Source organism: Streptomyces sp. NPDC049627 (genome assembly GCF_044465645.1).
Lineage (GTDB): Bacteria > Actinomycetota > Actinomycetes > Streptomycetales > Streptomycetaceae > Streptomyces.
On sequence record NZ_JBITLW010000014.1, the window covers coordinates 117,809 to 142,895 of the forward strand.

Below are 25,087 nucleotides of genomic sequence, written 5' to 3' on the forward strand. Positions count from 1 at the left end.
AGCAGGACCACTGCGGTGAGGTGGGCGCCGATGTCCACCACCATCAGCGGACGGGACAGGTCCGCACCGGCCACCACGGCGATGGCCCGGGCGCTGGGCACGGTCAGGTGTCTTTGCCGCTGCTCCCGTGGCCCTGGAACTCCTCAGGCATGGCGGGCGGGCCCACCGACCGCGCAGACCCTGAGGGCGGCGCCGTGGTAGGCATCGGTCATGCGTGTTCTTCTTCCGTTGCCCGACCGGGACTTCGATGTCACGGAAGTCGCCGTCCCCTGGCGGCTGTTGCGCGACGCCGGCCACGACGTGGTGTTCGCCACCGAGCACGGCGGGCTGCCGCCGCAGGCAGATCCGCTGCTGCTCAGCGGTGTGCTCTTCGGGCAGCTCGGTGCGGAGCCGGAGCCGAAGGAGTTCTACCGTGAGCTCACCGGCGAGGCCGCCTTCCGTACTCCGCTCGCCTGGGATGCCGTCGAGCCGGAGGCGTACGACGGGCTGCTGCTGCCCGGCGGGCACGCGCCGGGCATGCGGCAGTACCTCGGCTCGCCTGCGCTGCGGACGAAGGTCGCCCGTTTCTGGGCGACGGGTCGGCCGGTGGGCGCCATCTGCCACGGCGTCCTCGTCCTCGCCCGCACCATGGACCCCGAGACCGGCCGCAGCGTCATCGCCGGCCGGCGCACCACCTGCCTGCCGAAGTACATGGAGCGCAGCGCCTATTACCTCACCGCGTGGCGACGCGGCCGTTACTACCGGACGTATCCGGCGTACGTCCAGGACGAGGTGACCGCCGCGCTCGACGACCCCGCCCAATTGGAGCGCGGACCGATCGAGCTGCGGCGACGCGGTACGGCGGCCGACGACACGGCTGCCTTCGTCGTGCAGGACGGCCGGTATCTGTCGGCCCGATGGCCTGGCGACGCCTACCTCTTCGCCCGGCGCTTCGCCGCCCTGCTGGGGTAGCCCGCTTGCCTGGCCGGGTGGGGTGACGTCGGCTGCGCGTCCCGGATGAGGAGGGTCACGAGCTGGACGTCGGCGGCCCCTCCGCTCCGTACCGGAGGCCGTCGAGGAGCAGGTCGAGGAGGCGGCCTGCCCGTTCGCGCTGGTCGGGAGCGCTGGTGATCAGCCCGATGCCGGCGAGGCTGAGACCGACGTCGAAGGGGTCGATGTCGGGGCGCAGGAGACCGGCGTCGGCGCCCGCGTTCAGCAGGGTGCCCAGCGCGGTGCCGAGCTTGTCGAGGCTCTCGGCGAAGGGGTCCGCGCCCGATGCGACCGCGGCCCGCAGCGCGTCCGCCATGCCCTCCTTGGCGGCCAGGTAATCGATGAAGTCGTCCATCCACAGGCGGATCGCCCGGTCCGGCGCATGCTCGGCGAGCAGCTTCGGGGCGCTGTCGCAGACCCGGGCCAGTTCGTTGCGGTAGGCCGCCTCGACAAGCGCCTCGCGTGTGGGGAAGTGACGGTAGAGCGTGGCCGAGCCGACGCCCGCGGCCTTGGCGATCGTGTCGATCGCCACGTCCGCGCCCTTCTCCGAGAAGGCGCGCACGGCCGCCTCGAGGATGCGCTCGCGGTTGCGACGGGCATCGGCGCGCAACACGGTCGGCTTGGTGGTCAAGGCTGCTCCCTTCGTCAGGGGACCAGTCTATGTGGACAACCGGGGAGTTCCCCGATTACCGTGGTCGCTAACCGGGGAGCTCCCCGGTTACGGGTGTCGGCCCGTTGTGCCCCCAGGCAAGGAAGACCCTCATGACCTCCCCGAAGACGGTTCTGATCACCGGTACGTCCTCCGGCATCGGCCTCGCCGCCGCCATCGGCACCGCCCGGGCGGGCTGGACGACCATCGCCACCATGCGCGACACCGGCAAGGCAGAGGCCCTGCTCAAAGCCGCCGCCGAGGCGGACGTCGCGGACCGGATCCAGGTCAAGCGCCTGGATGTGACCGACTCCGCCGGCATCACCGCCTGCCTGGACGAGGTCGTCGCCGAGCACGGTCGCCTGGACGCGCTGGTCAACAACGCCGGCGCGGCCCAGGTCGGCACCATCGAGCAGAGCGGCGTCGACGCCGTCCGCGCGGCCATGGAGGTCAACTTCTTCGGCGTGGTGGCGGTGACCCGGGCCGCCCTGCCGCACCTGCGTGCATCGAAAGGCCGGGTGATCACCGTCACCAGCGTCGGCGGCGTGGTCGGCCAGCCCTTCAACGAGGCGTACTGCGCGGCCAAGTTCGCCGTGGAGGGATTCATGCAGTCCCTCGCGCCGGTCGCCGCCACCGTCGGCGTCGATGTCACCGTGGTCGAGCCGGGCGCCGTTGCGAGCGAGTTCGTCGCCAATCTCGGCCTGGACGTCCCGACGCTGCTCGCCGCCGCCGGGCCCTACGGCCCGGCGCTCGAGGCCTACCTCACCCGCACCCGGCAGGCGTTCACCAACGCCCAGACCCCGGACGAGGCGGCCGCCCCCATCGTCGACGCCCTGACGGTCGCCCGCCCGCCCTTCCGCATCCAGACCTCGCAATGGGCCCGCGACTTCGTCGCCACCACCCTCGCCGACCTCGACGGCTCCGCGGTCCAGACCCTCACCGGTACCTGGGTGCGCTGACCGCCCAGCGTCCCGGTGGGTCAGCGACGAGAACTTGGCCGCCATCGCGAAGCCGTCGCCACGCTCGCGTCGTCCACCGCCTGGCGACAAGCGAGTGGACCCACCTCTCCCCCGCCACCGCCCGTCCGGGCATCGGCCCCCCGCAGCCTCGCGCGCTTCGCCGCGAACCGGAAATGAGCGACCCGGTCGCGGCAGGAAGGCCGGTGCGCGGGAGGGGATCAGCTGCCGGTGAGGGAGATGGCTATGTCCGTGATGTTCAGCGGGAACTGGTGGATCGGGGTCACCGCACCGGTGAACAGGTTGACCGTGTAGAGCGTCGGGGTGCCGGCGCCGTACGGGGTGAGGGAGGCGAAGGCGGCGTTGTCGACCGTCTTGCCGCCGCTCAAGGTGCTGTAGATGTCCATGCCGGCCTTGAGCTGGGCGTCGATGCCGAGGCTGCCGGTCGGGGCGAGCGTGCCGTTGTTGGCCGGGGACTGGATGACGACCTGGTCGCTGGTCGTGTTGACGTCGAACAGGGTGGTCGCGGTGGCCGCGTTGAGGTCGTTGTTCGTGTACGCGGCGGCGGTGACGCCCTTGGTCGTGCCCTCGGCCGGCGGAGTGGTGAGGTTCAGGTCCTGGATGGTCGTGTGGTCGTTCAGGTTGTGCCGCAGGTTCTGGCCGTTGTCGCTGATGACGCGGAGCCGGTCGGCCGCGGGGTTGAAGTCCACGCCGAACGTCGTGCCGTTCAGCGCGTACTGGAGCTGGGACACCTTGGTGACGACGACGTCCGTGGTGGCCGGCGGGGTCTTGATGGTGTAGATGCCGCCCTTGTTGCCTACGCCGTACAGGAGACCGTCCTGGACGCGGAAGTCGATGCCGACCAGGGCGGTGTCACCACTGAGCCCGGTGATGACCCGCACCCAGTTGAGCACGTCCGGACGGTCGGTCGTGAACGTGGCCATCAGGGTGCCGTCACCGCTGATGCCGAACGCGCGAAGGCTGGGGGTGGCAGCGGGCGCGGCCGAGGCGGAGCCCGGTGCGCCGAGCATGAGCGCCGTCGACGTGACCATGGCCGCGAACGCCGCCGCAATTCTCTTTCTCCTGCCTGCTTTCATCGATTTTTGCCTCCCGTTTGAGAAATCGCCCATGCGTGGCGACACGAGTGACGCGCGGATGAGAAATTGCTGCACCCAGCCCGTAGCGATACCGGAAATCGTGCCGGAATGATTGCGGTGATTCTCCCCCAACGGGCGGGTACATGGCGTTGATTAAACCTACTTCACTGCCTCTCTACAAGCGGAACCGGCGACGAAGACGCCTCAGCCGGGGAATTTTGCGCACAGTGACAAAAGGCATCGACATGCGCCCGTCATGGATTTATGCGCAGTGATAAACGGCGTCCGGATCTCGTCTTTCCGCGCGTCCGGGCGGAATGGCATGCTCACCCCTCATGGGGAGCCTCTTCGCCGAACTGGCCCGGCGGGCGACGACCAACGCCCGCAGAGAGGTCGAGACGTATGCACGTGAGATCCCGGAGTTCGGGATCCTGGACACGGATCCGCGCGCCATGTCAGAAACGTTGGAGTACGCGGTCTGGTTCCGTCGTCGCACCGTCGAACTGTCGCCGGACAACTGCGAGCTGAGCGACGACGATCTGGACCACATCTCCGCGATGGGCGAACTGCGCGCCGGGGCGGGGATGTCGCTCGACGCTCGACAACGGGTGCTGCGGGTGCACACCGCACTGATGCTGCGCGAGATCAACGAGGCCACCGACGCCCAGCGCGACGGCCGTGTCGACGAACTGATGCGGATGATGGCCTGGTTCGCTCCGCAGGGCGAACGCGGCATCGGCGCCTACAGCCAGGGATTCGTGACGGTGCTGCGGCGCCGGCTGCCGTATGCCGAGCAGGTCGCCCTGCTGGCCCGGTCTTTGCTGGCCGGGGATTCCATGGCCGCCGAACTCGCCTCGGCGGTGGACATGGATGTGTCCGACTATTACGCGGTCATCGTCTTCCGTGTGCCGGACCGCCCGACCGTCGCCGATCCCGCCCGGGAAAGCGAGATCGAGACTCTGGTGAAAACGCACCGAGTACCTGTGACGTGGGCTCCGGAAAACGGCTGCGGGAGCGGCGAACTGGTCATTCTGGTTCCCCGTCCGTCCGGCGCCGGGAAAACGGTACGCGACCTCGCGCCCAGTTCCTCCGACTCCGGCGACCCATGGCCCGACGGACCCGATGTATCCGCACTCGTAAGGGACTTCGCCCAGGCCCTCGCCCGCCCCTGCGCCGTCGGCGCCGCGACCGCGCCGCTCGCCGACCTCCGCGACGCCCTGGAACGCGCCCGCCGGATCAGCAGGGCAGCCCCGCTGAGCGGACCGTCCACCCGACTGCGGACGCACACGGTGGCGGACGTCTTCGTCGAACTCGCCGTCTCGGACGTCCCGTTCGTCGACGACTGGCTCCGCACGGTGGCCCGCCGACTGGAGGACGGTCCCGACCTCCTTCTCACACTCGACGCCTACTACCACCACGACATGCACCGGGGCACCACGGCCACGGCCCTCAACGTCCACACCCGCACCCTCGACTACCGCCTCCGCCGGGTACGGGAACTGACCGGCATCGCCCCGGGCTCGACACAGGGCGTGCGCGTCCTGAGCGCAGTCGTGACCCGGAGGCTGTCGGGGGCGTGGGGGTGAGGGCGGGTCGTGATGCGGCCGACGATGTCCAGGGCGCTCCCTTTCGACGCCGAGCGACGCTCAACGCGGCCGAGACTCAGGGAGCCGCAGGCGTCACCCGATTCTGTGGGGCGCGTTCGGTGGGGCAGGTCCCTGCCCAACCGACCAAGCCCGCACGCTGATCGGGCGGTCAGGTCGACCAGGCCGATGTTGGCCGCGCGGTCAGGGTCGTCGTGGCTCGGTCGTGCGGCATCGACCGGGTGCGTACCGAACTGCCCGACCTCGGTCCGGAGGGAGACGTCGGTGTCGATCTCGTCCTGCGTCCGACCCGGGCGCGGGCCCGGGTGGTCGGAGGGTGCTCGTGCGGTCGGTTTCAGTCGGGCCGGGTGGGGGCTCGTAGTCCGACCTTGAATCCGCCGTGTGGGGTGGGTTGGGCGGTGAAGGTGCCGTGGAGTAGTTCGGCGCGTTCCTTCAGGCCGATGAGGCCGTGACTGGCGCTGGGCAGGGCGACGGACGGGCGGGTGGGGGCGGTGTTGGTGATGGTGACGCCGAAGTGCTGCGCGTCGTGCCACAGGCCCACCTCGGCACGGGCGCCGGGGGCGTGCTTGCGCACGTTCGTGAGGGCTTCCTGGACCGTGCGGTAGACGGTGCGCTGGGCGGTTGTGCTGATGCCGGGCGGGAGCCCGCCGGTCAGGGTGGTCTCGATGCCGCTGTTGGCGATCAGCTGCTGGAGGTCGGCGAGGGTGGGCTGGGGGGTGAGTTCGGTTTCCTTGCCGCCGGAGGCGCGCAGCAGGGTGACCATGTGGCGGAGTTCGTCGAGGGTGTTCACGCTCAGGGTGCGGATGGTGCGGGCGGCGTCGCGGGCGGCGGGGTCCTTGGCGGCGACCTGCAGTGCTCCGGCCTGTACGGCGATGAGGCTGACCTGGTGGGAGACGACGTCGTGCATCTCGCGGGCCAGTTGGGCGCGTTCGCGGGCGAGGACGGTCTGGGCGTACAGGGCGCGTTCGTGTTCACGGGCCACTTGGACCTCGACGAGCTGGCGGGCCACGTCGTGTCTGGCCTGCACGAGCTGGCCGAACAGGATCGGGGCGAAGGCCGTGGCCAGCGTGTAGACGAACTGGATGAGCGTCCAGGTCCGGTCGCCGGAAAACGTGTCGCCGGAAAACGTGTCGGACAGGGGCCAGGCGAGGGTGCCCGCCGCCGCGTTCAGCAGGGCGCAGCCGGCCAGCAGGAGGCGGTTGCGGGTGCGCGTGGCCAGTGCGTACAGGGCGGCGATCGGCGCGACTGCCACGTCCATGAACAGGGTCATGGGCAGTGTCAGCAGGTAGACGGCCAGTGGAAGGCGCCTGCGCAGGAACAGTCCGGCGCAGCCGAGGGCGGCGCAGGCCCATATGAACGGTGTCGCCTCGTCGTAGAGGTTGATCCAGGCGTCGAGCGCTGCGAGCACGACGAGGCCCGCGTCGACGGCCCAGGGCGGCACCTGCCGCCACCGTGCGCGACCCGTGCTCATCAGCCGTCGCTCCGTGCCGTGTCGGAGCCGTCGTCGCCGAGCAGTCCGGCCCGCTCCGCGAGGAGCGCCGCCTGGACGCGGGTGGGGACCCGGAGCTTGGTCAGGATCGAGCTGACGTGGTCCTTGACGGTGCCCGCGCTCAGATGGATGCGGGTGCCGATGTCGGCGTTGGACAGTCCTTCCGCGATCAGGACGAGGACGTCACGTTCGCGGTCGGTGAGCAGGTTCACCCGCGCCACGTCCGCGTCCTGGGGCGCGTCCGCGCCAGGACGGCCGCGCAGCAGAGCCCGTGAGGCCTTCGGGGACATCACCACGCCACCTGCGGCCAGGGTGCGTACGAGGTGGGCGAGTTGTTCGGGCTCGGTGTCCTTGAGCAGGAAGCCCGCGGCTCCCGAGCGCAGCGCGGTCAGGACGTACTCGTCGGTGTCGAAGGTGGTCAGCATGGCCACCTTCGGCGGCTCGGGCAGCGCCTGGATCTCCCTGAGGACGGTCAGGCCGTCCACGTCCGGCATGCGGATGTCGAGAAGCACGACGTCCGGGTGCTCGCGCCGGATCACGTCGGCGGCCTGCGCCCCTTCCGCGGTCGCCACGACCTGGATGCCGTCGGAGGCGTTCAGGATCAGCTCGAACCCGGACCGCACCAGCGCCTCGTCGTCCACCACCACTACCCGGATCACCGGCGTTCCGCCTCACACTCGTCCGCTCTGTCCAGCTTCTCGGCGACCAGTACGCCCGTATCGGGACGTCCACGTTCTCGTACGGTGATCGCCTGCTGTCGACAGTACGTCCGGCGCGGCGCACGACGGTGCGGCCGCTGTGGACACCCGCCACCCGGCAGGCCGGTTCCAGCCGTTCGGGGGGAGCGCTCCGGCCCATCGGCGGGCGGGTGGGCGAGCCCCGGCGGATGGTGCCGGCGGTTCGCGTCCGGTGGGATCGATCCGTGGGCCCGCCCGAGTCTGCGGGCCGCAGTCGATTTCCGTACCGTTCGAGGATCACCCAGCCATGCCCCGCTTGTACCTGCGTCAGCCCGTCCGTGCTCTGCGCCGCTGTGCGGCGCGGCCCCATGTGCTGTTCGGGGGCGTGTACGGGGCGGTACTGGCCAGCTCCATGGTGGCCGCCCTGACGGAACAGGGTGAGACGGCGCCCGCCGACCGGTTCAGCAGCGCCCAGTGGTTGCTGGTCACGGCCGTCGCCTCGGCCCTGGCGCACGGGTACGCACATCTGATCGCCTTGCGCGGCGACCGGACCCATCACGGTGTGCGCGCCGCGGTGCGGCCGTTGCTGTCCGAGTGGCCGTTGGTGGTGGCGACGGTGCCGACGCTGGTCCTGCTGCTCGGCGCGGCCTGGGGGTGGTGGCCCTCGGCGGGCATCGAGTACGTGGCCTTCGCCGTGAACGTGGTGCTGCTGTTCGCCTGGGGCCTGCTCGCGGCCCGCGCTGCCGGTCGCACGTGGGGCTCCGCCTTGAGGATCGGCACGGTGGACGCGTTGCTCGGGCTGGCGGTCGTGGTGGCCAACGCCGTCATCAAGTAGCGCAGTTGGCCGTGCGGGCCCGCGGGTCGGCCGGCGCGGCGCTGTTCCGCCGGTCGGCGGGGTGGTCCCGGCCGGTCGGCGGGGGTGCCACCGAAGCCTGCCGGATGGTCCGCCTCCTGACGGCACCGAAAGGTCTTGGGTATGACACAGATACAGCCGCCGCAGGAGACACCGGCTCCGCAGGAGAACTCGCCTCCACGGCCCAAAACCTCGCCCGGGTCCGCCGGGCAGGTCTCGGGCAGCCCTTCGATGGGACGCCTGGTCGGGGTGGATCTGGCCCGCGCGCTGGCGGTGTTCGGCATGTACGTCGTGCACATCGGCCCCCCGCTGTCCGCCACGCACGGCGTCGCCAGCTGGGTCCGGTACATAGCCGACGGTCACTCATCGGTCCTGTTCGCCACCCTCGCCGGGTTCTCACTGATGCTGATCGCCGGTCGCCGCGAGCCGAAGACCGGCCTGGCCGGACGGCAGGCGAAGGCCCGGATCGCGATCCGTGCCGTGGTCCTGCTGGCCCTGGGCACCGTGATGGCGATGGAGTACGGCGGCGTGATCATCCTGGGCTTCTACGGTGTCTACTTCCTCCTGGCCCTGCCCCTGGTTCGACTGAGCGCGGGGCCCCTCGCGATGATCGCGGCGGGGCTCGCGCTCGTCACGCCGCAACTGGCGTTCGTCCTGACCATGCAGCTGAGCGACTCCGTCCAGCAGAGCATCAACGCCTACGACCCACTCCGCCACCTCAGCGAGGTGGGAGTGCTCGATCTGCTGCTCACCGGCTTCTACCCGGCGCTCACGTGGATGCCGTTCGTGATCGCCGGTATGGCGCTGGCTCGCATGGACCTGTCGGCGGCTGCCGTCCAGCGGCGCCTGGCGGCACTCGGAGCCGGCCTCGTCGTAGGGGCTTACGGCCTCTCCCTGCTGCTGGCGGGCAAGAACGCGTTGAGGAGCACGGCGGAGGACGGGTCGTCGTCCAGTGGATCCGGGGCGGCGTCCATGGGCAGCGGGTCCATGGGCAGCGGGTCCATGGGCAGCGGGTCCATGGAGTCCCGGCTGTCGTTCTCGGATCTGTTGTCCGCAGGGCCGCACAGCGGCACCACGTTCGACATCATCGGCAGCGTGGGCGTCGCGATCCTCGTGATCGTGGGCGCGACGGTGGCGATGGACCGCCTGCCGCGACTGCGCCGCCTGGCGAAACCGGTCATCGCCGTGGGCACCATGTCCCTGACCGCCTACGTCGGCCACTTCCTCGCACAGTCCGTCCTGTCCACGCCCGCCGGGACCGGCACCCAGCAGTCCTGGACGCCCCTGCTCATGTACGTCCTCGGCGCGATCGTGTTCGGCGCCATCTGGTCCCGCTTCTTCCGCCGCGGCCCCCTGGAGCACCTGCTCAATACCGCCACCAAGCCCGCCAAGTACGTCCGATGACACCCGGCCGGGGTGGCTCGGCTTCCTGCCCCGTCCCGGCCTGAACGGTCTGCCCGGCCCGCAAGGGGATCGCCCTTGCGGGCTTCGGCTGTGGTCCTGGCCTTGGAGACTGCGGCGTCGCACCGGGCAACGCTGGGGAACCCACCCGCACCTGGACACCGCCCTCCTCGACCGCGTCCACGACGACGTCGCAGACAGCCGCGGAACGCCCGGCGAACGCGAACCGACCGTCGGGACACCCGCCAACGTCCCGTCCGTGCGCGGATGTCCGGCACCGGCGGGCCCATGGGCCAGGCCCGTCTCATCCGCGAGGGTGTCCCGCCGGGGTCAGGAGCTGCGTCGCCGCGAGCTGCGCGTACAGCTCGTCCTCCGCCACCAGCTCCTCGTGGGTGCCGACCGCGCGGACCCTGCCCGCGTCCATGACGACGATGCGGTCGGCGTCCGTGACGGTCGACAGGCGATGGGCCACCACCAGCACGGTGGTCTCGCGTGCGGTCTCAGCGATGACGTCCCGCAGCGCCAGCTCGTTGACGGCGTCGAGCTGCGAGGTCGCCTCGTCCAGGAGCAGCAGCCGGGGCCTGCGCAGCAGCGCGCGGGCGATCGCGATGCGCTGGCGCTCGCCGCCGGACAGTTTCGTGCCGCGGTGCCCCACCGGGGTGTCCAGGCCGTGCGGAAGACGCTCGACGAGGGCGTCGAGCCTGGTCCGGGCAAGGACGGCGCGTATGTCGTCGTCGGTCGCGGCGGGCGCGGCGAAGACCAGGTTCTCCCGCAGCGTGCCGGCCAGCACCGGCGCGTCCTGCTCGACGTACCCGATGACGGACCGCAGCTCGGACAGCGGCCACTTGGTCACGTCCCTGCCGTCGACCAGGACGCGGCCGCCGGTCGCTTCGTAGAACCGCTCGACGAGCGCGAAGACCGTCGACTTGCCCGCGCCGGAGGGGCCGACGAACGCCGTCATTCCGCCGCCCGGCACCTCGAAGTCCACCCGCTGGTGGATGTCCGGCAGCCCGGGCCCGTACCGGAAGGACACCTCCTCGAAGCGGACCGACGCCGGGCGCGGCCGTACCGCCTCCGTCGCCGTGGGCCGCACCGGCCGGTGCCGGGTCTGAGGCTCCGTCGCCAGGCCGTCCACCTGCGCGATCCGGGCGATCGCGGCCGCGCCCTCCTGGTAGTGGGACGCTGCCTCGACCAGCTTGTACACCGGCTCCATCAGGTAGAAGAGGTACAGCAGGAACGCGATGAGCGTCGACACAGGCATATCCCCGGACGCCACCCGCGCCCCGCCGACAGCGAGTACCGCGAGGAACGCCAGCTCGACGGCGAGGTCGTCCGCCGAACCCAGCACGGCCTCCCACTTCGCGCTGCGCACACCGTGGCGCCACGCCCTGCGTGCCGCCGCCTCGACGCGAGCGGTCTCCCGCTCCTCGGCGCCGGACGCCTTCACCGTACGGAACGCGCCGAAGACCCGCTCCAGGCCCGTGGACATCTCCCCGACAGCCGCCTGCGCGCGCTCGGCGGCCTGCCCGATCTTCGGCATCACCAGCGCGGCACCCGCACCGACGACCGCGACCACGCCGAGCGTGACGCCCAGCAGGACGGCATCGAGGAACGCCATCACCACGACCGCCGCGACCAGCGTCACCGCCCCCGTCGCCGCGGAGACCACCGCCTGGGTGCTGACGGCCCGCAACAGTGTGGTGTCGGAGGTCACCCGGGACATCAGATCGCCCGGCTGCATCCGGTCCACCTCCGCGAGGCGCAGCCGTAGCAACCGTCCGACGAGGCTCCGGCGGGCGGCGAGCACCACGGACTCCGCCGTCCGTTCCAGCACGTAGGCACCGAACGCCTCGGCCACCATGCTCAGCAGGACCAGAACGGTCATGGCCAGCAGGATGGTGCCGATCGTGCCACCGGACGAGAGCCGGTCGACCAGCGTCTTCGTGGCCAGCGGCTGCAGCAGCCCGCCGGCGGCCCCGGCCAGCGCGCACAGCAGGCCGAGCGCTACGGCCCACCGGTGCGGACGGACGTACCCGTACAGCGCCTTGAGCGTCTCGCGGGCGCGCAGGGACTCGGCACCCGTCGCCTCTGGGGCGGATGCGGTGTTCACAGGATTCCTTTCTCTTTGGGGCTCGGCTCAACGGGCCGGTTCGACTGCCCTCGTGGCGAACGTGTGCACGACGGCATCACGGAGATCAGGGCGTACGACGGCCAGGTGAAGCCGGAGCAACCAGAACCGGCGGAGGGGGAGGCAAGGGCGGCACGCCGAAGGAGATCTCCGATCGCCGGCTCAGCGGACCAGTGAGGCCGCCCGCGTGGCAAAGACGTGCACGCCTGCTTCGTAGAACTCAGGACGGACGACGAACAGGACACCGGCGCCCGCCACCAGCGTCAGACCGAGAAGTTCCAGCAACCTGCCTCTGCCAGGTGTGACGTCACGGCCTGGCACGTCGATGTCGGCCGACGTCCCGAGGGTCGTCTCGGGCTCCTTGTCACGAACGTGCTGCGTCATGCCTCCAGCCTGGACGCCCAGCCGCTCCCCGCATATCCGGCGACTGTCGGGTCCGCCCCCGCCGAGTGGCTGGAGAAGACCGGCCACCTCAACTCCGCTTGGCGACGACCTGTGACTCCGGCTCGTCGGTCCCCGGGGAGCCAGGGCCGCCGGCAGCCGACGGGGGCGGGCCGGTCAGGGAGCGGGCGATGACCACCGAGCCGCCGCCGTGGAGCAGAACGCTGCCGAGCACCGTCAAGGTCATGGCGTACAGGGCGGTGTCGGCGTACAGCCCGTCCGGCAGGGCGTTGAACGCGAGCAGGCCGAACACGATGGAGGTGGTCCCGCGTGGCCCGAGCGCGCCGACCATGAGCCGTTCTCGCCAGGTGAACGTCGAGCCGAGGAAGGCGAGCATGATCGGAAGGATGCGCACGACGGTGAGCGCGGCGACGCAGAGCACGATGGCGGGCCAGTCGACGCCCTCGCCCAGTGCGAGCACCACGGCGTTGCCGAAGAAGAACCACATGCACATCGTCGTCATCGAGTTGGTGTCCTCGATGAGCTGGAAGTCCGAGGCATGGGGAGCCGAGGCGCCCCGTCGGCGGACCGGTGCCTGCCTGATGTAGCGGAAGGCGATCCCGCACACGAACGAGGCCACGAAGCCGTTGCCCTCCATCGCCGTGGTCACGGTGTAGGCGAGCAGCGGTGTGACCAGCACGACGATCCGCCGCGACTGCTCCGTCATCCACTCTGCGCGGTCGGCCAGATTGATCAGCCACGCCACCAGCGCCCCCACCACGAAGCCGGCCACGAGGGCCTTCAGCGCGAACGGCACGGCCGTGCCGAGGGCCTGCATGGGCGTGCGGGTGACGGAGTCGGTGCCGACGAGAATCAACGCGAACAGGAAGAGAGGCGAGACGATGCCGTCGTTGTAGCCGCTCTCCACGTTGAGCACGCTGCGCACCCTCGCCGGGATACGCCGGTCGCGGACCAGTGTCTCGGCGGGGGCGAAGTCGGTCGGTACGACGATGCACGCGATGAGCAGCAGCAGCGCGACCGGCAGTCCGGGCAGCAGCAGCGTGCCCAGCAGCACCATCGTGATCAGGCTCAGCGGCAGGGCCACCAGCAGTGCCCGCGCGGCCGAGCCGGGGTCGTTGCCGAACAGTCGCCCGCCCGGCAGCTCGGTGGCGTCGACGAACAGCAGGACGGCCAGGATGACCTCGGCCACATGCTGAGCGACCTCGGAGTTCAGGGTGACGGCGATATGGCTGTGGGTGAACGCCCCCGTGACCACGCCCGCGAGCACCAGCACCAGAGGAGCCCGCACATGCCGCTGCTCCAGCCGGCCGGCGACCAGCGACCACCCGGCCACCACCGTGGTGATCACAATCAGGACAGAGATCATTTGTATCCGCTTCAGAACTCGGAAATGCCCTGCTCATCCCAGCGCACCGTGCACCGAAAGTCACTCCGCCGATCAGCGGGATCCACCCCGCCGACAGGCTGGAACCCACCGTCCTGAGGGAGGGCGGTCACAGGCGGCGGGCCGCGCGCAGCCCCTGGGCGTAGTAGCCGTCGCCGTCGAGCCGTGAGGTGCCGCCCTTGTCGCCCATGGTGGGGCCGCCCGCGTTCTTCCGGCTGGAGATGAAGCGCGGGCGGTCGGCGGTGTCCAGGCCGAGGTAGATGCCGACGTGGCCGATCCGTTTGCCGGGCAGCTCCCGTGTTCTGAAGAAGACCAGGTCGCCGGGCTGGAGCTGCTGGATGACGGCGGGGCGGCGGTCGGTGAGGGGGATCACGGGTACGCCGAGCCGCCCGTGGGCGATCGCGTCGGGAGTCCGCTGGAGCCCGCTGCCCGCCGCGTTGTCCCTGCTGTTCAGGGGGAGCTTCGAGCGGTATCCGTACACCAGCCGGACATAGCCGGAGCTGTCGACGGAGCGTGCGCGGTCCTTCTCGGGGCGGCGGGTGACCGTGTCGGGGAAGGTCCAGGGGATGCCCAGGTAGTCGTAGAAGTCCGAACCCGTGCGCCGCGTCCCTTGCGGGGCGTGCCCGGAGTCCTTGGTGGTCGTGGGCGTGTAGCGGGCGGCACCGCTGTATCTGACCCCCGCTGCCGTCGTCCGGGCCGGGGCACCGGCGATGTAGTCGAAGGCCGTGGTGAGGATGTCGGGGTCGCGGCTGCCGAGCCTGGACTTGAGCCAGGTCCTGAACCAGCCGCTCCGCTCCGCGCCACGGGTCCAGGCCTTGGGCAGCAGCCGCACCCAGCTCCTGGTGACGACCTTGGCATCCGTCGTACGCGGCTCCGCGAAGGTCCTGCTGCGCCCGGTCAGTACGGCCGTACGGGCGCCGTCGGTGAACGTGGCGATGACGGTGCCGCGCCGGTCGCGGGCGACCGTGCGGGCGGGGTTGCCGATCCGCTCGAAGTGCAGCTGGCCGCTGCCGGCCCCGAATCCGGCACCCGGTGCTGCCTGTGCTGCCCGTGCCGCCGGGGGTGCTGCCTCAGGATGGCCGGTGCGCTGCCTGAACTGCGCGGTCAGCACGCAGCTCGCCGCGAGCAGGACGGCTGTCACCAGGAACAGGGCCGCGTTCCTGGGCAGGGAGAACCTACGGATTTCGGGCAGGAGGCGTTTCACTGGTCAACTCCGATGGGCGGAAAGGGGAGATGGCGCCGCGGGTCGGGGACGGGGCGGCTCATGTCGTGGGCAGGGCGCCCAGCAGCAGCCCGGACACGAGGATCACGTAGGTGGCGAAGGTGACCGCACCGGTGGAGAGGACCGTCGCCGTCTTGGGCTGCCTCTCCAGCTGGTAGGCGATGAGACCGGGGACGATGAACCCGAGGGCCTGATGGGCGAAGAGCAGCGGGAACTGCTGCTGGAGCAACAGGGAGAGCCCGGCCTGGAGCAGGACACCGGTGAGCACGACGGCGGCGAACAGCCGCTTGCCGTAGAGGATGACGAAGCGCTGCAGCAACTTGGTCATCAGGTAGGTCAGGCCTGCGACGCCCGCGACCATGGCGGCGCGCCGCAAATCGTCGACGAGGGTGAGGGCGAGCCAGCCGGGGGTGATCATGCCGCCCGGTGAGAGGTTCGTGGTCAGGTAGCACAGGAGGGAGAACACCAGACCGAGTGCGATGCCGATGGCGGCGATCTGGGGTGTGACTACTGCGGGGATCAACGGGATTCTCCGTGGGGGGAATTGTGGTCGGCGGCGTCGGGGTGGTCGGGCGCGAGAGCCGTGAGCCGCTCCAGGAGGAGTTCGCCCTGGCCGTGGATGTTGCCGATGGCGACGAGCGAGGAGTCCGGCCCCAGGTGAGCTAGCAGGTCCGTGGTGAGCCGGTCGGGGTCGCGGCGGTCGCCGCCGAGATCGACGACGTTCCCGGTCCAGTGGGTGGGTATGGCGTCGGCGGCCGACTTGGTGGGGTGGCCGATGAGGAACACCGTCTCCGGGTCGAGCTGGGGGATGAGCGCGCCCATCTGCCCGTTGCGCTCCACACGGTCGGGACGGCAGTTGATGACGACGTGCAACGGGCGGTGGATCGCGCCCAGTTCGAGCAGCTGCTTGATGTTCATCAGCGTCGACTCGGGGTCGTTGGCGGCGAAGACGTTCGCGAAGCGCAGCCGCTTCCCGTCAGGGGTGCGGTACCGCTCGACGGACAGCACACCCGGGTCCGGTGGCGCCTCGTACATTCCCTTCAGCGCGGTCGTGCGGTCGACGCCGAGCAGTTCGGCGACCGCGAGTGCGATGGCGACGTTCTCCTTGAAGGTGAACCAGCTGAAGCCGCGCAGTTCCTCGTCGGTGACGGTTTCCGGGTCGGCGTAGACCAGCTTGCAGTTCCGGGCGTCGGCCTCCTCCTGGAGGATGTCGAAGCGCTCCTTCTCGGCTGTGACACAGACGCCGCCCTCCGGCATCGAGCGGCACAGGGAGCGGGCCACGTCGTCCAGCGTCGGGCCCATCTCGGCGAGATGGTCCTCGCGGACGTTGCAGAGCACGCCGATGGTGGAGCGGATCAGCTTGGACTGGTTGATCTCCTGGAGTGCGGGCATGACGGCCATGCACTCCATGACCAGGACGTCGGGCCGGTAGCCGGCGGCCCGCCGGACGATGCCGATCTGCTCCACCACGTTGGCGATGCCGAACTTGCGGTAGACCGGCTCCTCGGTGGCATCGGGGTGGATGAACCGGGCCGCGGTGCCCGTGGTCTTGGCGACGGTCACCAGGCCGCTGCCGCGCAGCGCGCCCGCGCACAGCCGGGTGATGGAGGACTTGCCGCGAATGCCGTTGACCAGCACCCGGGTGGGTATGGCGGCGAGATTCGCGTCATGGCGGCGCTGCTCGACGACGCCTGCGACGAGCAGGCCGACGCAGCACGTCGCGAGGACGCAGTACAGGAAGAGCACGGCGGGTCAGCTCCTGGGACCGGGGCCGGACGGGGAAATGGAGGAAGTGGGCGCCCCGTCCGGGGAACCGGGCGCGGGCGGTGCGTCGGTGCGGGGAAGTCGCTGTCTGATCAGTTCGAGGCTGCGGGCGACGGATCCCACCTCGTCGTGGTAGCGCGGGTAGAGCACCGTTCTGCGGTCCCCGGCCGCCAACGCCTCGGCGCCCCGGGCGACTTCACGCAACGGACGTACGACGACGAGGTACAGCCAGCTGATGCAGAGGGCGCCCGCGGTCACCCCCAGCAGACCGACGAGCATGATCCGCCGCTGTGCCTCGTACTCGGGCAGGCCGATCCAGAACACCGGCCTGATCGAGGCGACCTTCCAGCCGAGTGCGCCCGCGACGCCCAGCTTGTTCTGGAACGGCGCCACGGCGGCGACCGCCGGATCCCGCCGGCCGAGCAGCAGCTCGGCGGAGCCCTTGGTCGTGCGGTCGGCCTTCATCCGGGCCCGCAGCCGGCTGTCGGAGACCTGCCCGAAGGCCACGAACCCCTTGTTGGACGCGATGACCCGGTGCGCGGAGTCCACCAGCCACACCGAGCCGAGACCGGGTCGGTTGAGGATGCCGGTCAGGTACTGGACCTTGAACTCGCCGACGACGTAGTGGCGTCCGGACCGCGCCGGCGCACCCTTGACCGGCTGAGCGGCCACGGCGGCGAGCACCGGTTCCGTGCCGGAGGTGTTCGTCTGCCTGACCCCGGGGCTGATGCGGGCCTTCGTGGCGGTACGGGGTTCATCGCCGGCGCGGGCGAGGATCTTGCCGGTGCCGTCGACGACGTACAGGGACCGATACCGGCCGTGCTGCTCCAGGGATCTGTCGAGGACCTCGCGCGCCTCCTCCGACCGGGAAGCGTCGATCACGGTGGCGAGATGGGTGAGGTCCGCGTATCCGTCGTTGATCCCCCTGCGCACGCGATCCGCCGTCGTCTCGGTGCGTTGCCTCTGGTCGTCGGAGATCAGCCGCGGTACGACCGCAGCTGCGCGCGGCCAGGTGCTGCCGAGCGTCAGCAGCATCGACGCGGGCCAGGCCAGCAGGGCGAACGCGCACACCGCAAGGACGGTGCGCAGTCCGAGCCGACGGCGGCTCTTGCCCGTCCCGAGCGGAACACGCCCCTTGGCCGGTGGCTGCGCGACCGTCTCCTGCGACGGCTCGCCCCCGCCCCTGCCCCGGAGTTGACGGCGCAGTGCCTCCAGCGCGGCGCCGACCCGGGCGGGTTCCCCGAAGCGGGACACGTGGACGGGAGCCGTGAGGTCACCCGAGCCGAGCCGCTGCGCTTCGCGGCGCAACCGCAACAGGGGCCGCTGCACCAGCAGGTGGAGGGCGGCGGTGACCCCGGCGGCGAGGGCCAGGAGCACGGCCGCGGCGAGGAGGGCGAGACGAAGGTCACCGGTCCCGGCCTCATGACGCTCGGTCGGCACCGTCGTGACGACCGTCAGTCCGAGTGCGCTGCTCGGACTCTCCTTCGAGGCGAGCCCCCGGGCCACTGCGGCGTACCCGACGGCGGTACGGGTGTTGCCGTCCGCCGCCGGCACGAGGCTGCCGCTCGGTCCGTCGAAGCCGCCGGCGTCGGCGGTGTCCGACGGTCCCTTGGTCTGCGCCTCGCGGGCGGCGGTGCCGGCCAGCGCCTTGGCCTGGTCGGTGCCGGCTCCCGGGCCGGTCGAGGTGAGAGTGGCCCCGTCCCGGTCCACGACGTTGAGCGTGTGTTTCCTGCCGACGGAGATGCCGGGCAGCTTCACGCTCTGGGAGGCGACGAGCAACTCCTGCCTGCCGCCTTGCGACAGCGTCGCGAAGGCCAGCAGCCGGGTGACGCCCGAGTCGTCCCGCACCAGTCTCGGTGGCGGGTTCGCCGGCAGCCCCCGAAGGTTCACCTTTCCGAGCGGCAGGGCCTCGCCCTGCGCGGCGAGCAGCCGGCCGGTGGACTGGTCGACGACGGCGGTACCGCGCCACTTGGGGTAGGTCCGGTTGAGGCGGGTCAGCATTCCGTCCGCCGGTACGGACTTGGCGCCCGCGAAGTCCGCGGCCGCTGTCCGCAGATCGGTGACGCTCTGGTCGACGGCGCCCTGCAGCGCGACCGCCCCGTCCTCGGCGATGTGCTGCTGGGAGCTGAGGACGGCCTCGGGAACGCCCCGTTCGGCATCGCTCCCGACGGCGAACACGGTCAGGCCGGCGACGAGCGCCAACAGAACCGGCAGGGCCGCCAGTGGCGGCCGCACACCTCCTAACACCGCCATGTCGGCCCGAAGCCGAGCCGGGCGCTGCGTGGATATCCGGGGTCGAGTGGTGGTCAAGAAGAATCCTTTCCAGAGAAGAAGTTCTCGACCTCTCTGACGACGGGAATACTTGGCCGGTTTATCGGCGACGTGTGACGGTACTCACTGAAAGAAATTACACAAGTTGCCTGACCTGCCAGTTTGCGATACATGCGAGTATGGTTAATTTAGACTTCGCGAAATGCTTACACTTGCGATGAACCAACCTGAGGGCGAGACAAGAATTACCCGCAGGGATTATTTTGCATTTCTTCTGCCTTGCCCATCCCACAGTCGGCTGTTTCACCCCCGCCGATCGGCGGGGTTGCGGCAGTCGTAGAGGCCGAAGTTGCCCCTGGTGCGCCAGCCGTAGGCTCCGGAGCGGATGCGTTTGCAGTGGGACTTCACCCACGTCGTGGCGGGGGTGGTGGGTCGCAGGTGGGTGAGCAGCACGTAGCGGAGTTGGTGGGTGGCGATCAGGTTGCCGAGCTGCGGGGCGCTGGGAAAGGGGGTCTTCCCGGTGAATCCGCCCATGACGAGCACGGGTTGGGCCTGAGCGCGCAGCAGACGTTCCGCGGGGTAGGCGGCCTGGGTCGCCAGCAGGTACTTCTCGCCCTTGCGGTGCGCGATGAGGTAGTCCAGCAGGGCGGTGTCGCGGGCGCTGGGCCGGTCGAGCTCGGCCCGGCGGAGAGTGGACGGGTCATGGAGAGCCCTGCGGTGGAACTCGCCGACCGGACCGGCCGTCGGGGACGTGGAGGCTCCCGCGTAGCGCGGGTCGAGGGACGAGACGGCCCAGGCGGCGGGTACGAGCAGAGTGGCCGCGATCCCGGCGGTCAGAGAGCCGTGTACCAGCCGCCGGGAGGCCCGTGACCCGCTGGGCCACAGGCCGAACGTCCCGCACACCGCGAAGATCACGGCGAACACCAGCAGCCGGGAGGCGAACCAGGTCGGCCCGTCGAGTACGAACGCCCAGGCCACCGTGAGCACGATCGCCGACGGCAGCCACAGCCGTCGCCGGCCGCCCGTCTCGTACGCGGACCGGAAGAGCGCGAGCCCGCCTCCGGCCAGCGCGGCGATCGCCGGTGCGAGCACGGCCATGTAGTAGACGTGATTGCCGTTGGAGACGCTGAACACCACGGCATGGATGGCGAGCCAACCGCCCCAGAGGAGGAAACCCGCGCGCAGCGGGTCGGTCCGCGGCTCACGGGCGCGCCAGACCAGGGCCGTGACGACGGCGAGCACGGCGAGCGGCAGGAACCAGGCGATCTGCGGGCCGACGGTGTCGTTGACGAGCATCCCCCAGCCGGTGTTTCCGGAGGTACGGCTGGCGGCGGTGGCCGAGACGGCGCCGAGCGCGGTGTCGTCGTCGCTGAAGCGGCTCATGCCGTTGTAGCCGAAGACCATGCTGAGGGGGTTGTTGTTCGTCGTACCGTCGACATACGGGCGGTTGGCTGCGGGAGTCACCCACGTGATCAGCGCCCACGAGCAGGAGACGGCCAGCGTGACCGCACCGCTCAGCAGCAGGCGCAGAGCCCGCCGCAACGGCGGGTTGCCCGCGGTGAGTTGATGGACCACGGCGAAGACCGGCAGAACGAGCCAGGCCTGCAGCACCTTCGTCTGGAAGGCGAGCCCGACCCAGACGCCACACGTGATCAGCGGGAGCAACCGCCCGGTTCGTGCCGCCTTCTGCAGGGCTCCGGCAGCTGCCACCAGCAGCAGAGTGAGTGCGGTGTCCGGGATGGTGGCCCTGTTCAGCACCACGGTGACCGGAGTGAAGGTGAGCGTCAGCGCGGCGATCAGTGCGGCGAACGGCCCGGCCCATGCCCGTACGATCCGGTGCAGCAGCCATACGGTGAGCACGCCCTCGATCACATGAGGAAGCGCCGCCGCCCACGTGTGCGGCCCGAACAACCATACGGAGACGGCGTCGGGCCAGAAGGCGCCGGGCACCTTGTCCAGGGTGATCGAACCGCTGGTGTCGAGACCGCCGAAGAAGAAGGCCCGCCAACTGGTGGCCATCGACCGTATCGCCGCGCTGTAGTAGGGGTGGATCGCGGCGTGCCCGATGCCCCAGGCGTACAGCAGTGCGGCGACGCCCAGCACCGCGGCCAGCGCCGGGCGTTCCCAGCGCGCCGGAGCCTGCGACCGGTCGGCGCGGCGGTGCGGTTCCCGGCGGAGGCCAGGGGAGCCGGTGCTCCGGGCGGTGGGGATGGCGGCAGCCATGGCGAAGGTCCTTGGAGTCGGGGTTGAGGCGGAACGGCAGGCTCAGCGGACGCGATTCGCCAGTTTGGTGGCGCCGTTGAGCAGGTACTCCAGCGGTCCGCGGCGGAAGCAGCGGGACCAGACCGCCGCGAACAGGGTGGCCCCGACGACGAAGCAGAGCAGCAGCGCGGCGGAGGCGGACTGCGGCGGGGTGGCCGCTTCGCCGGGCAGGGCGAGGATCACCAGGATGTGACCCACGTAGAGGGTCAGGGACATGGTGCCGACGGCGATGACCGGCTTTGCCGCCCGGTGCAGCCACGGCAGTCGGTCCAGGGCCACCGTCAGGCACAGGAGCACGGTGATCGCGATCCCCAGGCTGCCGATGAGGTCGAACGTGGAACCGGTGTGCGGCTCGGCTGCCAGCAGCCCCCATGCGTCGGAGCCCCACAGCCCACCACCGACCGGCGCGTCGAAGGAGCCCGATGCCATGCCGGGGTCCTTCATGGCACCTGGGTCCTTCATGGCGGGCATCCCGGCCATGATCTTCTGAGCACCGCCGGTCAGCCGGAGCACCAGCCACGAGACGCCGTATCCGAACGCGATCAGCGCGGGACCCACCACGGCCAGCCGCCGCCGCACCGCGCCGGAGCCCAGATCCAGTCGACCCAACGCCATGCCGGTGACCACGAACGTCATCCAGGTGATCGCCGGGTAGAGGCCGGTGAGCAGGAGATCGAGCATGCCCACGCCGCAGACGCGCGCGATCGGGTCGTACGAGTCGATGGTGTTCACGATCGACTCGGTGAGCAGCGCCCGGATCACATACGCCACCTGTGGCGTGACCAGGGCGAGCGTGGCCGCGATGATCGCGAGCGTCCTGGCCCGCAGCCGCAGCATGGGCAGGGCCAACAGGAAGTACACCGCGTAGAAGTTGAGGATCCCGGCGCCGCCGAAGTTGGTCATCGCCAACGCGCTGCCCAGCACCAGCAGGACCACGGCCCGGATCACGATGCGGGCCTTCGCCTGTCGTCCGGCCAGGCCGGTCTTCGGCTCGCGGCGGCCCGCGATCAGCATCAGCGAGAACCCGGCGAGGGTGGCGAACAGCGCCGACGCCCGCCCGCTCGCCAGTTCCAGGAACCAGTCGCCGACGCCACCGCCCGGCGTGGGTGCGGGGCCGACGTGCACGGTGAACATTCCGAACACGGCCAGTGCACGGGCGAGGTCCACTCCGACCAACCGCGCCATCGGCGCGGGGCGTTCCGTCGGCGGGGCGGACCCGGGTGCGGGTAAGGGCCGGCGAGGCGTCTTCTTGGCGCTTTCGATCTCGGTCACCGGGACAACCTTGCCGAGGCGGGCGGCGGTCGACCATCCGCCGGGCTTCGGGAGGTGCCCCGCCGTTCGGCCGACCGGCCCCCTCCGGTTGGCGGGGGCCGGTCTCGGCCGTACACGGACGACTGTGGCCGCCGGCCTGGTCGCCGGGATGCCGCGGGGCCAGCAGGCTGCCTGCGGGCACTGGGAGTTCCCTGGGACCTTTCTGGGACTTCCTGCTGCATCAACGGGGATCACCCGGCGGGATCCGCTCCCACTCCGCGCGCCGCAGCCGCAGCAACCGCCCCAGGGTGCGCCTCCAGCAGTGCGTTGGTGGCCAGCGGCTGCGGCACCCCCCACCCCGGCGGCCCCGGCCAGGGCGCACAGCAGGCCGGTGTTCACGAAGTTCCCTGATTCTCGTGGCCGAAGAAGACAGCCGTCCGGTCGCACCGGACCGGCCGGGGACGAGACTCCGCCCGTCGGCAGGGCGGTACCCGCCGATCGGCGGGGCCGTTACCGAAGACTGCCGGATGGTCCGCCCCCGGACGTCCGCACGAGATTCTCGGTATGACACAGACACAGCCGCCGCAGGAGACATCAGCTGAGCGGGAGCACTCGCCTCCGCCGCCCCGAACCTCCCCCGAGTCCGCCGTGGCGGCCTCGCCCGGTCCCTCGATGGGACGCCTCGTCGGGGTGGATCTGGCCCGCGCGCTGGCGGTGTTCGGCATGTACGTCGTGCACATCGGCCCCCCGCTGTCCGCCACGCACGGCGTCGCCAGCTGGGTCCGGTACATCTCGGACGGCCACTCATCGGTCCTGTTCGCCACCCTCGCCGGGTTCTCGCTGATGCTGATCGCGGGCCGCCGCGAGCCGAAGACCGGCCTGGCCGGACGGCAGGCGAAGGCCCGCATCGCGATCCGCGCCGTGGTCCTGCTGGCGCTGGGCACCGCGATGGCGATGGAGTACGGCGGCGTGATCATCCTCGGCTTCTACGGGGTCTACTTCCTGCTCGCCCTGCCCCTGGTGCGGTTGCGCGCCAAGACACTCGCGATCATCGCGGCCACGCTCGCCCTGGTCACACCGCAGCTGGCGTTCGCCCTGAACTCACTGCTGACTCCGTCGGTCCAGCAGAGCATCAACGCCTACGACCCGCTCCACCGCCTCAGCGAGGTGGGAGTGCTCGATCTGCTGCTCACCGGCTTCTACCCGGCGCTCACGTGGATGCCGTTCGTGATCGCGGGCATGGCGCTGGGCCGCCTCGACCTGTCCTCCGGCAGTGTCCTGAGGCGCCTGGCCGCGCTCGGGGCCGCCCTCACGGCGGCCGCGTACGGCATGTCCTTGCTGCTGGCAGGCAAGGGCGCGTTGAGGAGCCTCGCGGAAGACGGGCCGTCGTCCGGCGGCTCCGGGTCGGTGCCCGTCGACGGCGGGTCGCTCCCCGATATGCCGGCGTCGATGCTCTTGACGGGCGGGCCGCACAGCGGCACCACGTTCGACATCATCGGCAGCGTGGGCGTCGCGATCCTCGTGATCGTGGGCGCGACGGTGGCGATGGACCGCCTGCCGCGACTGCGCCGCCTGGCGAAACCGGTCATCGCCGTGGGCACCATGTCCCTGACCGCCTACGTCGGCCACTTCCTCGCACAGTCCCTCCTGTCCACGCCCGCCGGGACCGGCACCCAGCAGTCCTGGACGCCCCTGCTCATGTACGTCCTCGGCGCGATCGTGTTCGCCGCCATCTGGTCCCGCTTCTTCCGCCGCGGCCCCCTGGAGCACCTGCTCAACACCGCCACCAAACCCGCCAAGTACATCCGATGACACCCGGCCGGGGTGGGACGCCGCCTCCACGTCCCACCCCGGCCGGGGCCGCCAGTCCGTGCGCAGGCCGGCTCCGTCCACCGCCCGAACCAGCGATGACACCACACCTGTTGCCCTGTGCGTTTTCAGTCGTGTCGTCACCGAGCTTTGTCACCGACAGCCCTTGGGTGTCCTGCTCATCCGTTGCCCGGCAACGTCGCCCCAACCGCGAGGCGGACTGCCTCACGCGCCGAGCTGGGCATCACCCGGCGGGCTCGATGCGGAGGACTGCGGCCGTGCCGCGGATCTCGACAACCTCAAGGCTCATGGCGTCGTTGATCGTCGCTGCGGGTCCCTTGCCGCAGCTCAGCCGCACGCCGCCTCGGCCCTCCGAGGACACTCCGCCGCCACCGGAACAGCCCGAGACGCTGTAGCCCGAACCCGTCAGCGGTGCGACCATCTCGACCGCGCCGCCGGTGATCGCCGTCACCTCGATCGGCCCGAGGCCGTACCTTTCCGGCACTGCCACGGTGTCCCCCACGGCGACCTCGATCTCGCACGTCCCGTCAGCGCACGGCCCGGTCGGCGAGGGCGACGGCGTGGCCGTCTGCGCGGCAGTCGGTGTGGGAACGGAGGCCGGTGACCCGGAGTCGTACACGGTGGGTTGACCCTCGACGGGGGATCCGTCCGACGCATCCGAGGAACACGACGTGAGAGCGGCGAACACGACAGCAACAACGAGGGCGACGGCAGCGGTGGATGACGTTCTACGCATCATGGCCGCCATGAAACCCTGCCCCGACCGGGACCCCTCCCCGCGCCCACGGGCAGGCGCGTCCCTGGAACGCGAGGCCCGGGCGTCGAGTACGAGCCGGCATGTCCGGGAGGTGTGCTCGCTCCAAGACGCCTTGGAGCTG

21 protein-coding genes are annotated in these 25,087 nt (G+C 70.7%); 7 read left to right on the plus strand and 14 right to left on the minus strand.

Features of this window, described 5'->3' with window-relative positions:
* Positions 1 to 210: 210 nt before the first annotated feature.
* Complete coding sequence (locus tag ACIBU0_RS33860; protein WP_398826280.1) at positions 211 to 951, plus strand: type 1 glutamine amidotransferase domain-containing protein; 741 nt, start codon at positions 211 to 213, stop codon at positions 949 to 951.
* Positions 952 to 1,006: 55 nt separating this feature from the next.
* Here the strand turns inward: ACIBU0_RS33860 and ACIBU0_RS33865 are convergent, their stop codons facing one another.
* Entirely contained in the window at positions 1,007 to 1,600 is a 594-nt protein-coding gene (locus ACIBU0_RS33865) for a TetR/AcrR family transcriptional regulator (RefSeq protein WP_398826282.1), read from the minus strand.
* A 131-nt stretch (positions 1,601 to 1,731) separates the two neighbouring features.
* Here ACIBU0_RS33865 and ACIBU0_RS33870 point away from each other — a divergent pair, with 131 nt between their 5' ends.
* Positions 1,732 to 2,577, plus strand: coding sequence for an SDR family oxidoreductase (locus ACIBU0_RS33870; protein ID WP_398826284.1), 846 nt, complete (start codon positions 1,732 to 1,734; stop codon positions 2,575 to 2,577).
* A 218-nt stretch (positions 2,578 to 2,795) separates the two neighbouring features.
* On the opposite strand, the gene ACIBU0_RS33875 is transcribed toward ACIBU0_RS33870, so the two are convergent.
* Positions 2,796 to 3,626, minus strand: coding sequence for a DUF4394 domain-containing protein (locus ACIBU0_RS33875; protein WP_398826287.1), 831 nt, complete (start codon positions 3,624 to 3,626; stop codon positions 2,796 to 2,798).
* Between ACIBU0_RS33875 and ACIBU0_RS33880 the strand changes: the two genes are divergently transcribed.
* Both ACIBU0_RS33880 and ACIBU0_RS33885 read left to right on the plus strand, forming a co-directional pair.
* Positions 3,604 to 3,783, plus strand: a complete 180-nt coding sequence (locus ACIBU0_RS33880) for a hypothetical protein (protein WP_398826290.1) — start codon at positions 3,604 to 3,606, stop codon at positions 3,781 to 3,783. The genes ACIBU0_RS33875 and ACIBU0_RS33880 overlap by 23 nt on opposite strands.
* A gap of 223 nt (positions 3,784 to 4,006) precedes the next feature.
* Positions 4,007 to 5,257 carry a PucR family transcriptional regulator gene (locus tag ACIBU0_RS33885; RefSeq protein WP_398826293.1) on the plus strand — a complete coding sequence of 417 codons (1,251 nt, stop codon included), beginning with the start codon at positions 4,007 to 4,009 and terminating at the stop codon, positions 5,255 to 5,257.
* Positions 5,258 to 5,609: 352 nt separating this feature from the next.
* Here ACIBU0_RS33885 and ACIBU0_RS33890 read toward each other — a convergent pair whose 3' ends face one another.
* Positions 5,610 to 6,746, minus strand: coding sequence for a sensor histidine kinase (locus tag ACIBU0_RS33890; RefSeq protein WP_398826296.1), 1,137 nt, complete (start codon positions 6,744 to 6,746; stop codon positions 5,610 to 5,612).
* On the minus strand, positions 6,746 to 7,411 hold the full coding sequence (locus ACIBU0_RS33895; protein ID WP_398826659.1) for a response regulator: 666 nt from the start codon (positions 7,409 to 7,411) through the stop codon (positions 6,746 to 6,748). The genes ACIBU0_RS33890 and ACIBU0_RS33895 overlap by 1 nt, the downstream gene beginning before the upstream one ends.
* A 337-nt stretch (positions 7,412 to 7,748) precedes the next feature.
* Between ACIBU0_RS33895 and ACIBU0_RS33900 the strand changes: the two genes are divergently transcribed.
* Together ACIBU0_RS33900 and ACIBU0_RS33905 are read left to right on the plus strand one after the other, a co-directional pair.
* Complete coding sequence (locus ACIBU0_RS33900; protein WP_398826299.1) at positions 7,749 to 8,276, plus strand: hypothetical protein; 528 nt, start codon at positions 7,749 to 7,751, stop codon at positions 8,274 to 8,276.
* Positions 8,277 to 8,417: 141 nt separating this feature from the next.
* On the plus strand, positions 8,418 to 9,698 hold the full coding sequence (locus tag ACIBU0_RS33905) for a DUF418 domain-containing protein (protein ID WP_398826302.1): 1,281 nt from the start codon (positions 8,418 to 8,420) through the stop codon (positions 9,696 to 9,698).
* Between the two features lie 301 nt (positions 9,699 to 9,999).
* Here ACIBU0_RS33905 and ACIBU0_RS33910 read toward each other — a convergent pair whose 3' ends face one another.
* From ACIBU0_RS33910 to ACIBU0_RS33950, 9 genes are all read right to left on the minus strand, one after another.
* Complete coding sequence (locus ACIBU0_RS33910; RefSeq protein WP_398826305.1) at positions 10,000 to 11,805, minus strand: ABC transporter ATP-binding protein; 1,806 nt, start codon at positions 11,803 to 11,805, stop codon at positions 10,000 to 10,002.
* A gap of 180 nt (positions 11,806 to 11,985) precedes the next feature.
* Positions 11,986 to 12,207 carry a hypothetical protein gene (locus tag ACIBU0_RS33915; protein WP_398826307.1) on the minus strand — a complete coding sequence of 74 codons (222 nt, stop codon included), beginning with the start codon at positions 12,205 to 12,207 and terminating at the stop codon, positions 11,986 to 11,988.
* An 88-nt stretch (positions 12,208 to 12,295) separates the two neighbouring features.
* Entirely contained in the window at positions 12,296 to 13,591 is a 1,296-nt protein-coding gene (locus ACIBU0_RS33920; RefSeq protein WP_398826309.1) for a cation:proton antiporter, read from the minus strand.
* Positions 13,592 to 13,718: 127 nt separating this feature from the next.
* A complete protein-coding gene (locus ACIBU0_RS33925; RefSeq protein ID WP_398826312.1) occupies positions 13,719 to 14,813 on the minus strand; it encodes an NlpC/P60 family protein in 1,095 nt (364 codons plus the stop codon).
* A gap of 58 nt (positions 14,814 to 14,871) precedes the next feature.
* Entirely contained in the window at positions 14,872 to 15,354 is a 483-nt protein-coding gene (locus tag ACIBU0_RS33930) for a poly-gamma-glutamate biosynthesis protein PgsC/CapC (RefSeq protein ID WP_398826315.1), read from the minus strand.
* Positions 15,351 to 16,577, minus strand: coding sequence for a poly-gamma-glutamate synthase PgsB (pgsB, locus tag ACIBU0_RS33935; RefSeq protein ID WP_398826317.1), 1,227 nt, complete (start codon positions 16,575 to 16,577; stop codon positions 15,351 to 15,353). Before pgsB ends, ACIBU0_RS33930 begins: the two co-directional genes overlap by 4 nt.
* A 6-nt stretch (positions 16,578 to 16,583) precedes the next feature.
* Positions 16,584 to 18,830 carry a HAMP domain-containing protein gene (locus tag ACIBU0_RS33940; protein WP_398826320.1) on the minus strand — a complete coding sequence of 749 codons (2,247 nt, stop codon included), beginning with the start codon at positions 18,828 to 18,830 and terminating at the stop codon, positions 16,584 to 16,586.
* Between the two features lie 339 nt (positions 18,831 to 19,169).
* Complete coding sequence (locus ACIBU0_RS33945) at positions 19,170 to 21,089, minus strand: ArnT family glycosyltransferase (RefSeq protein ID WP_398826323.1); 1,920 nt, start codon at positions 21,087 to 21,089, stop codon at positions 19,170 to 19,172.
* Between the two features lie 42 nt (positions 21,090 to 21,131).
* Positions 21,132 to 22,400: a DUF418 domain-containing protein gene (locus ACIBU0_RS33950; RefSeq protein ID WP_398826326.1), complete on the minus strand. Its 1,269-nt coding sequence runs from the start codon at positions 22,398 to 22,400 to the stop codon at positions 21,132 to 21,134.
* A gap of 543 nt (positions 22,401 to 22,943) precedes the next feature.
* On the opposite strand from ACIBU0_RS33950, the gene ACIBU0_RS33955 reads away from it, so the two are divergent.
* Complete coding sequence (locus ACIBU0_RS33955) at positions 22,944 to 24,191, plus strand: DUF418 domain-containing protein (RefSeq protein ID WP_398826329.1); 1,248 nt, start codon at positions 22,944 to 22,946, stop codon at positions 24,189 to 24,191.
* Positions 24,192 to 24,432: 241 nt separating this feature from the next.
* Here the strand turns inward: ACIBU0_RS33955 and ACIBU0_RS33960 are convergent, their stop codons facing one another.
* The gene (locus ACIBU0_RS33960) at positions 24,433 to 24,699 is read right to left on the minus strand and encodes a hypothetical protein (protein ID WP_398826332.1); all 267 of its coding nucleotides are present in this window, start codon (positions 24,697 to 24,699) and stop codon (positions 24,433 to 24,435) included.
* Positions 24,700 to 25,087: the final 388 nt, after the last annotated feature.

Bases quoted from the DNA above. Each gene is read 5' to 3' on its own strand.
- ACIBU0_RS33860 (WP_398826280.1), top strand. From the start codon at position 211: ATGCGTGTTCTTCTTCCGTTGCCCGACCGGGACTTCGATGTCACGGAA.
- ACIBU0_RS33870 (WP_398826284.1), top strand. From the start codon at position 1,732: ATGACCTCCCCGAAGACGGTTCTGATCACCGGTACGTCCTCCGGCATC.
- ACIBU0_RS33880 (WP_398826290.1), top strand. From the start codon at position 3,604: ATGAGCGCCGTCGACGTGACCATGGCCGCGAACGCCGCCGCAATTCTC.
- ACIBU0_RS33875 (WP_398826287.1), bottom strand. From the start codon at position 3,626: ATGGTCACGTCGACGGCGCTCATGCTCGGCGCACCGGGCTCCGCCTCG.
- ACIBU0_RS33885 (WP_398826293.1), top strand. From the start codon at position 4,007: ATGGGGAGCCTCTTCGCCGAACTGGCCCGGCGGGCGACGACCAACGCC.
- ACIBU0_RS33890 (WP_398826296.1), bottom strand. From the start codon at position 6,746: ATGAGCACGGGTCGCGCACGGTGGCGGCAGGTGCCGCCCTGGGCCGTC.
- ACIBU0_RS33900 (WP_398826299.1), top strand. From the start codon at position 7,749: ATGCCCCGCTTGTACCTGCGTCAGCCCGTCCGTGCTCTGCGCCGCTGT.
- ACIBU0_RS33905 (WP_398826302.1), top strand. From the start codon at position 8,418: ATGACACAGATACAGCCGCCGCAGGAGACACCGGCTCCGCAGGAGAAC.
- ACIBU0_RS33915 (WP_398826307.1), bottom strand. From the start codon at position 12,207: ATGACGCAGCACGTTCGTGACAAGGAGCCCGAGACGACCCTCGGGACG.
- ACIBU0_RS33920 (WP_398826309.1), bottom strand. From the start codon at position 13,591: ATGATCTCTGTCCTGATTGTGATCACCACGGTGGTGGCCGGGTGGTCG.
- ACIBU0_RS33945 (WP_398826323.1), bottom strand. From the start codon at position 21,089: ATGGCTGCCGCCATCCCCACCGCCCGGAGCACCGGCTCCCCTGGCCTC.
- ACIBU0_RS33955 (WP_398826329.1), top strand. From the start codon at position 22,944: ATGACACAGACACAGCCGCCGCAGGAGACATCAGCTGAGCGGGAGCAC.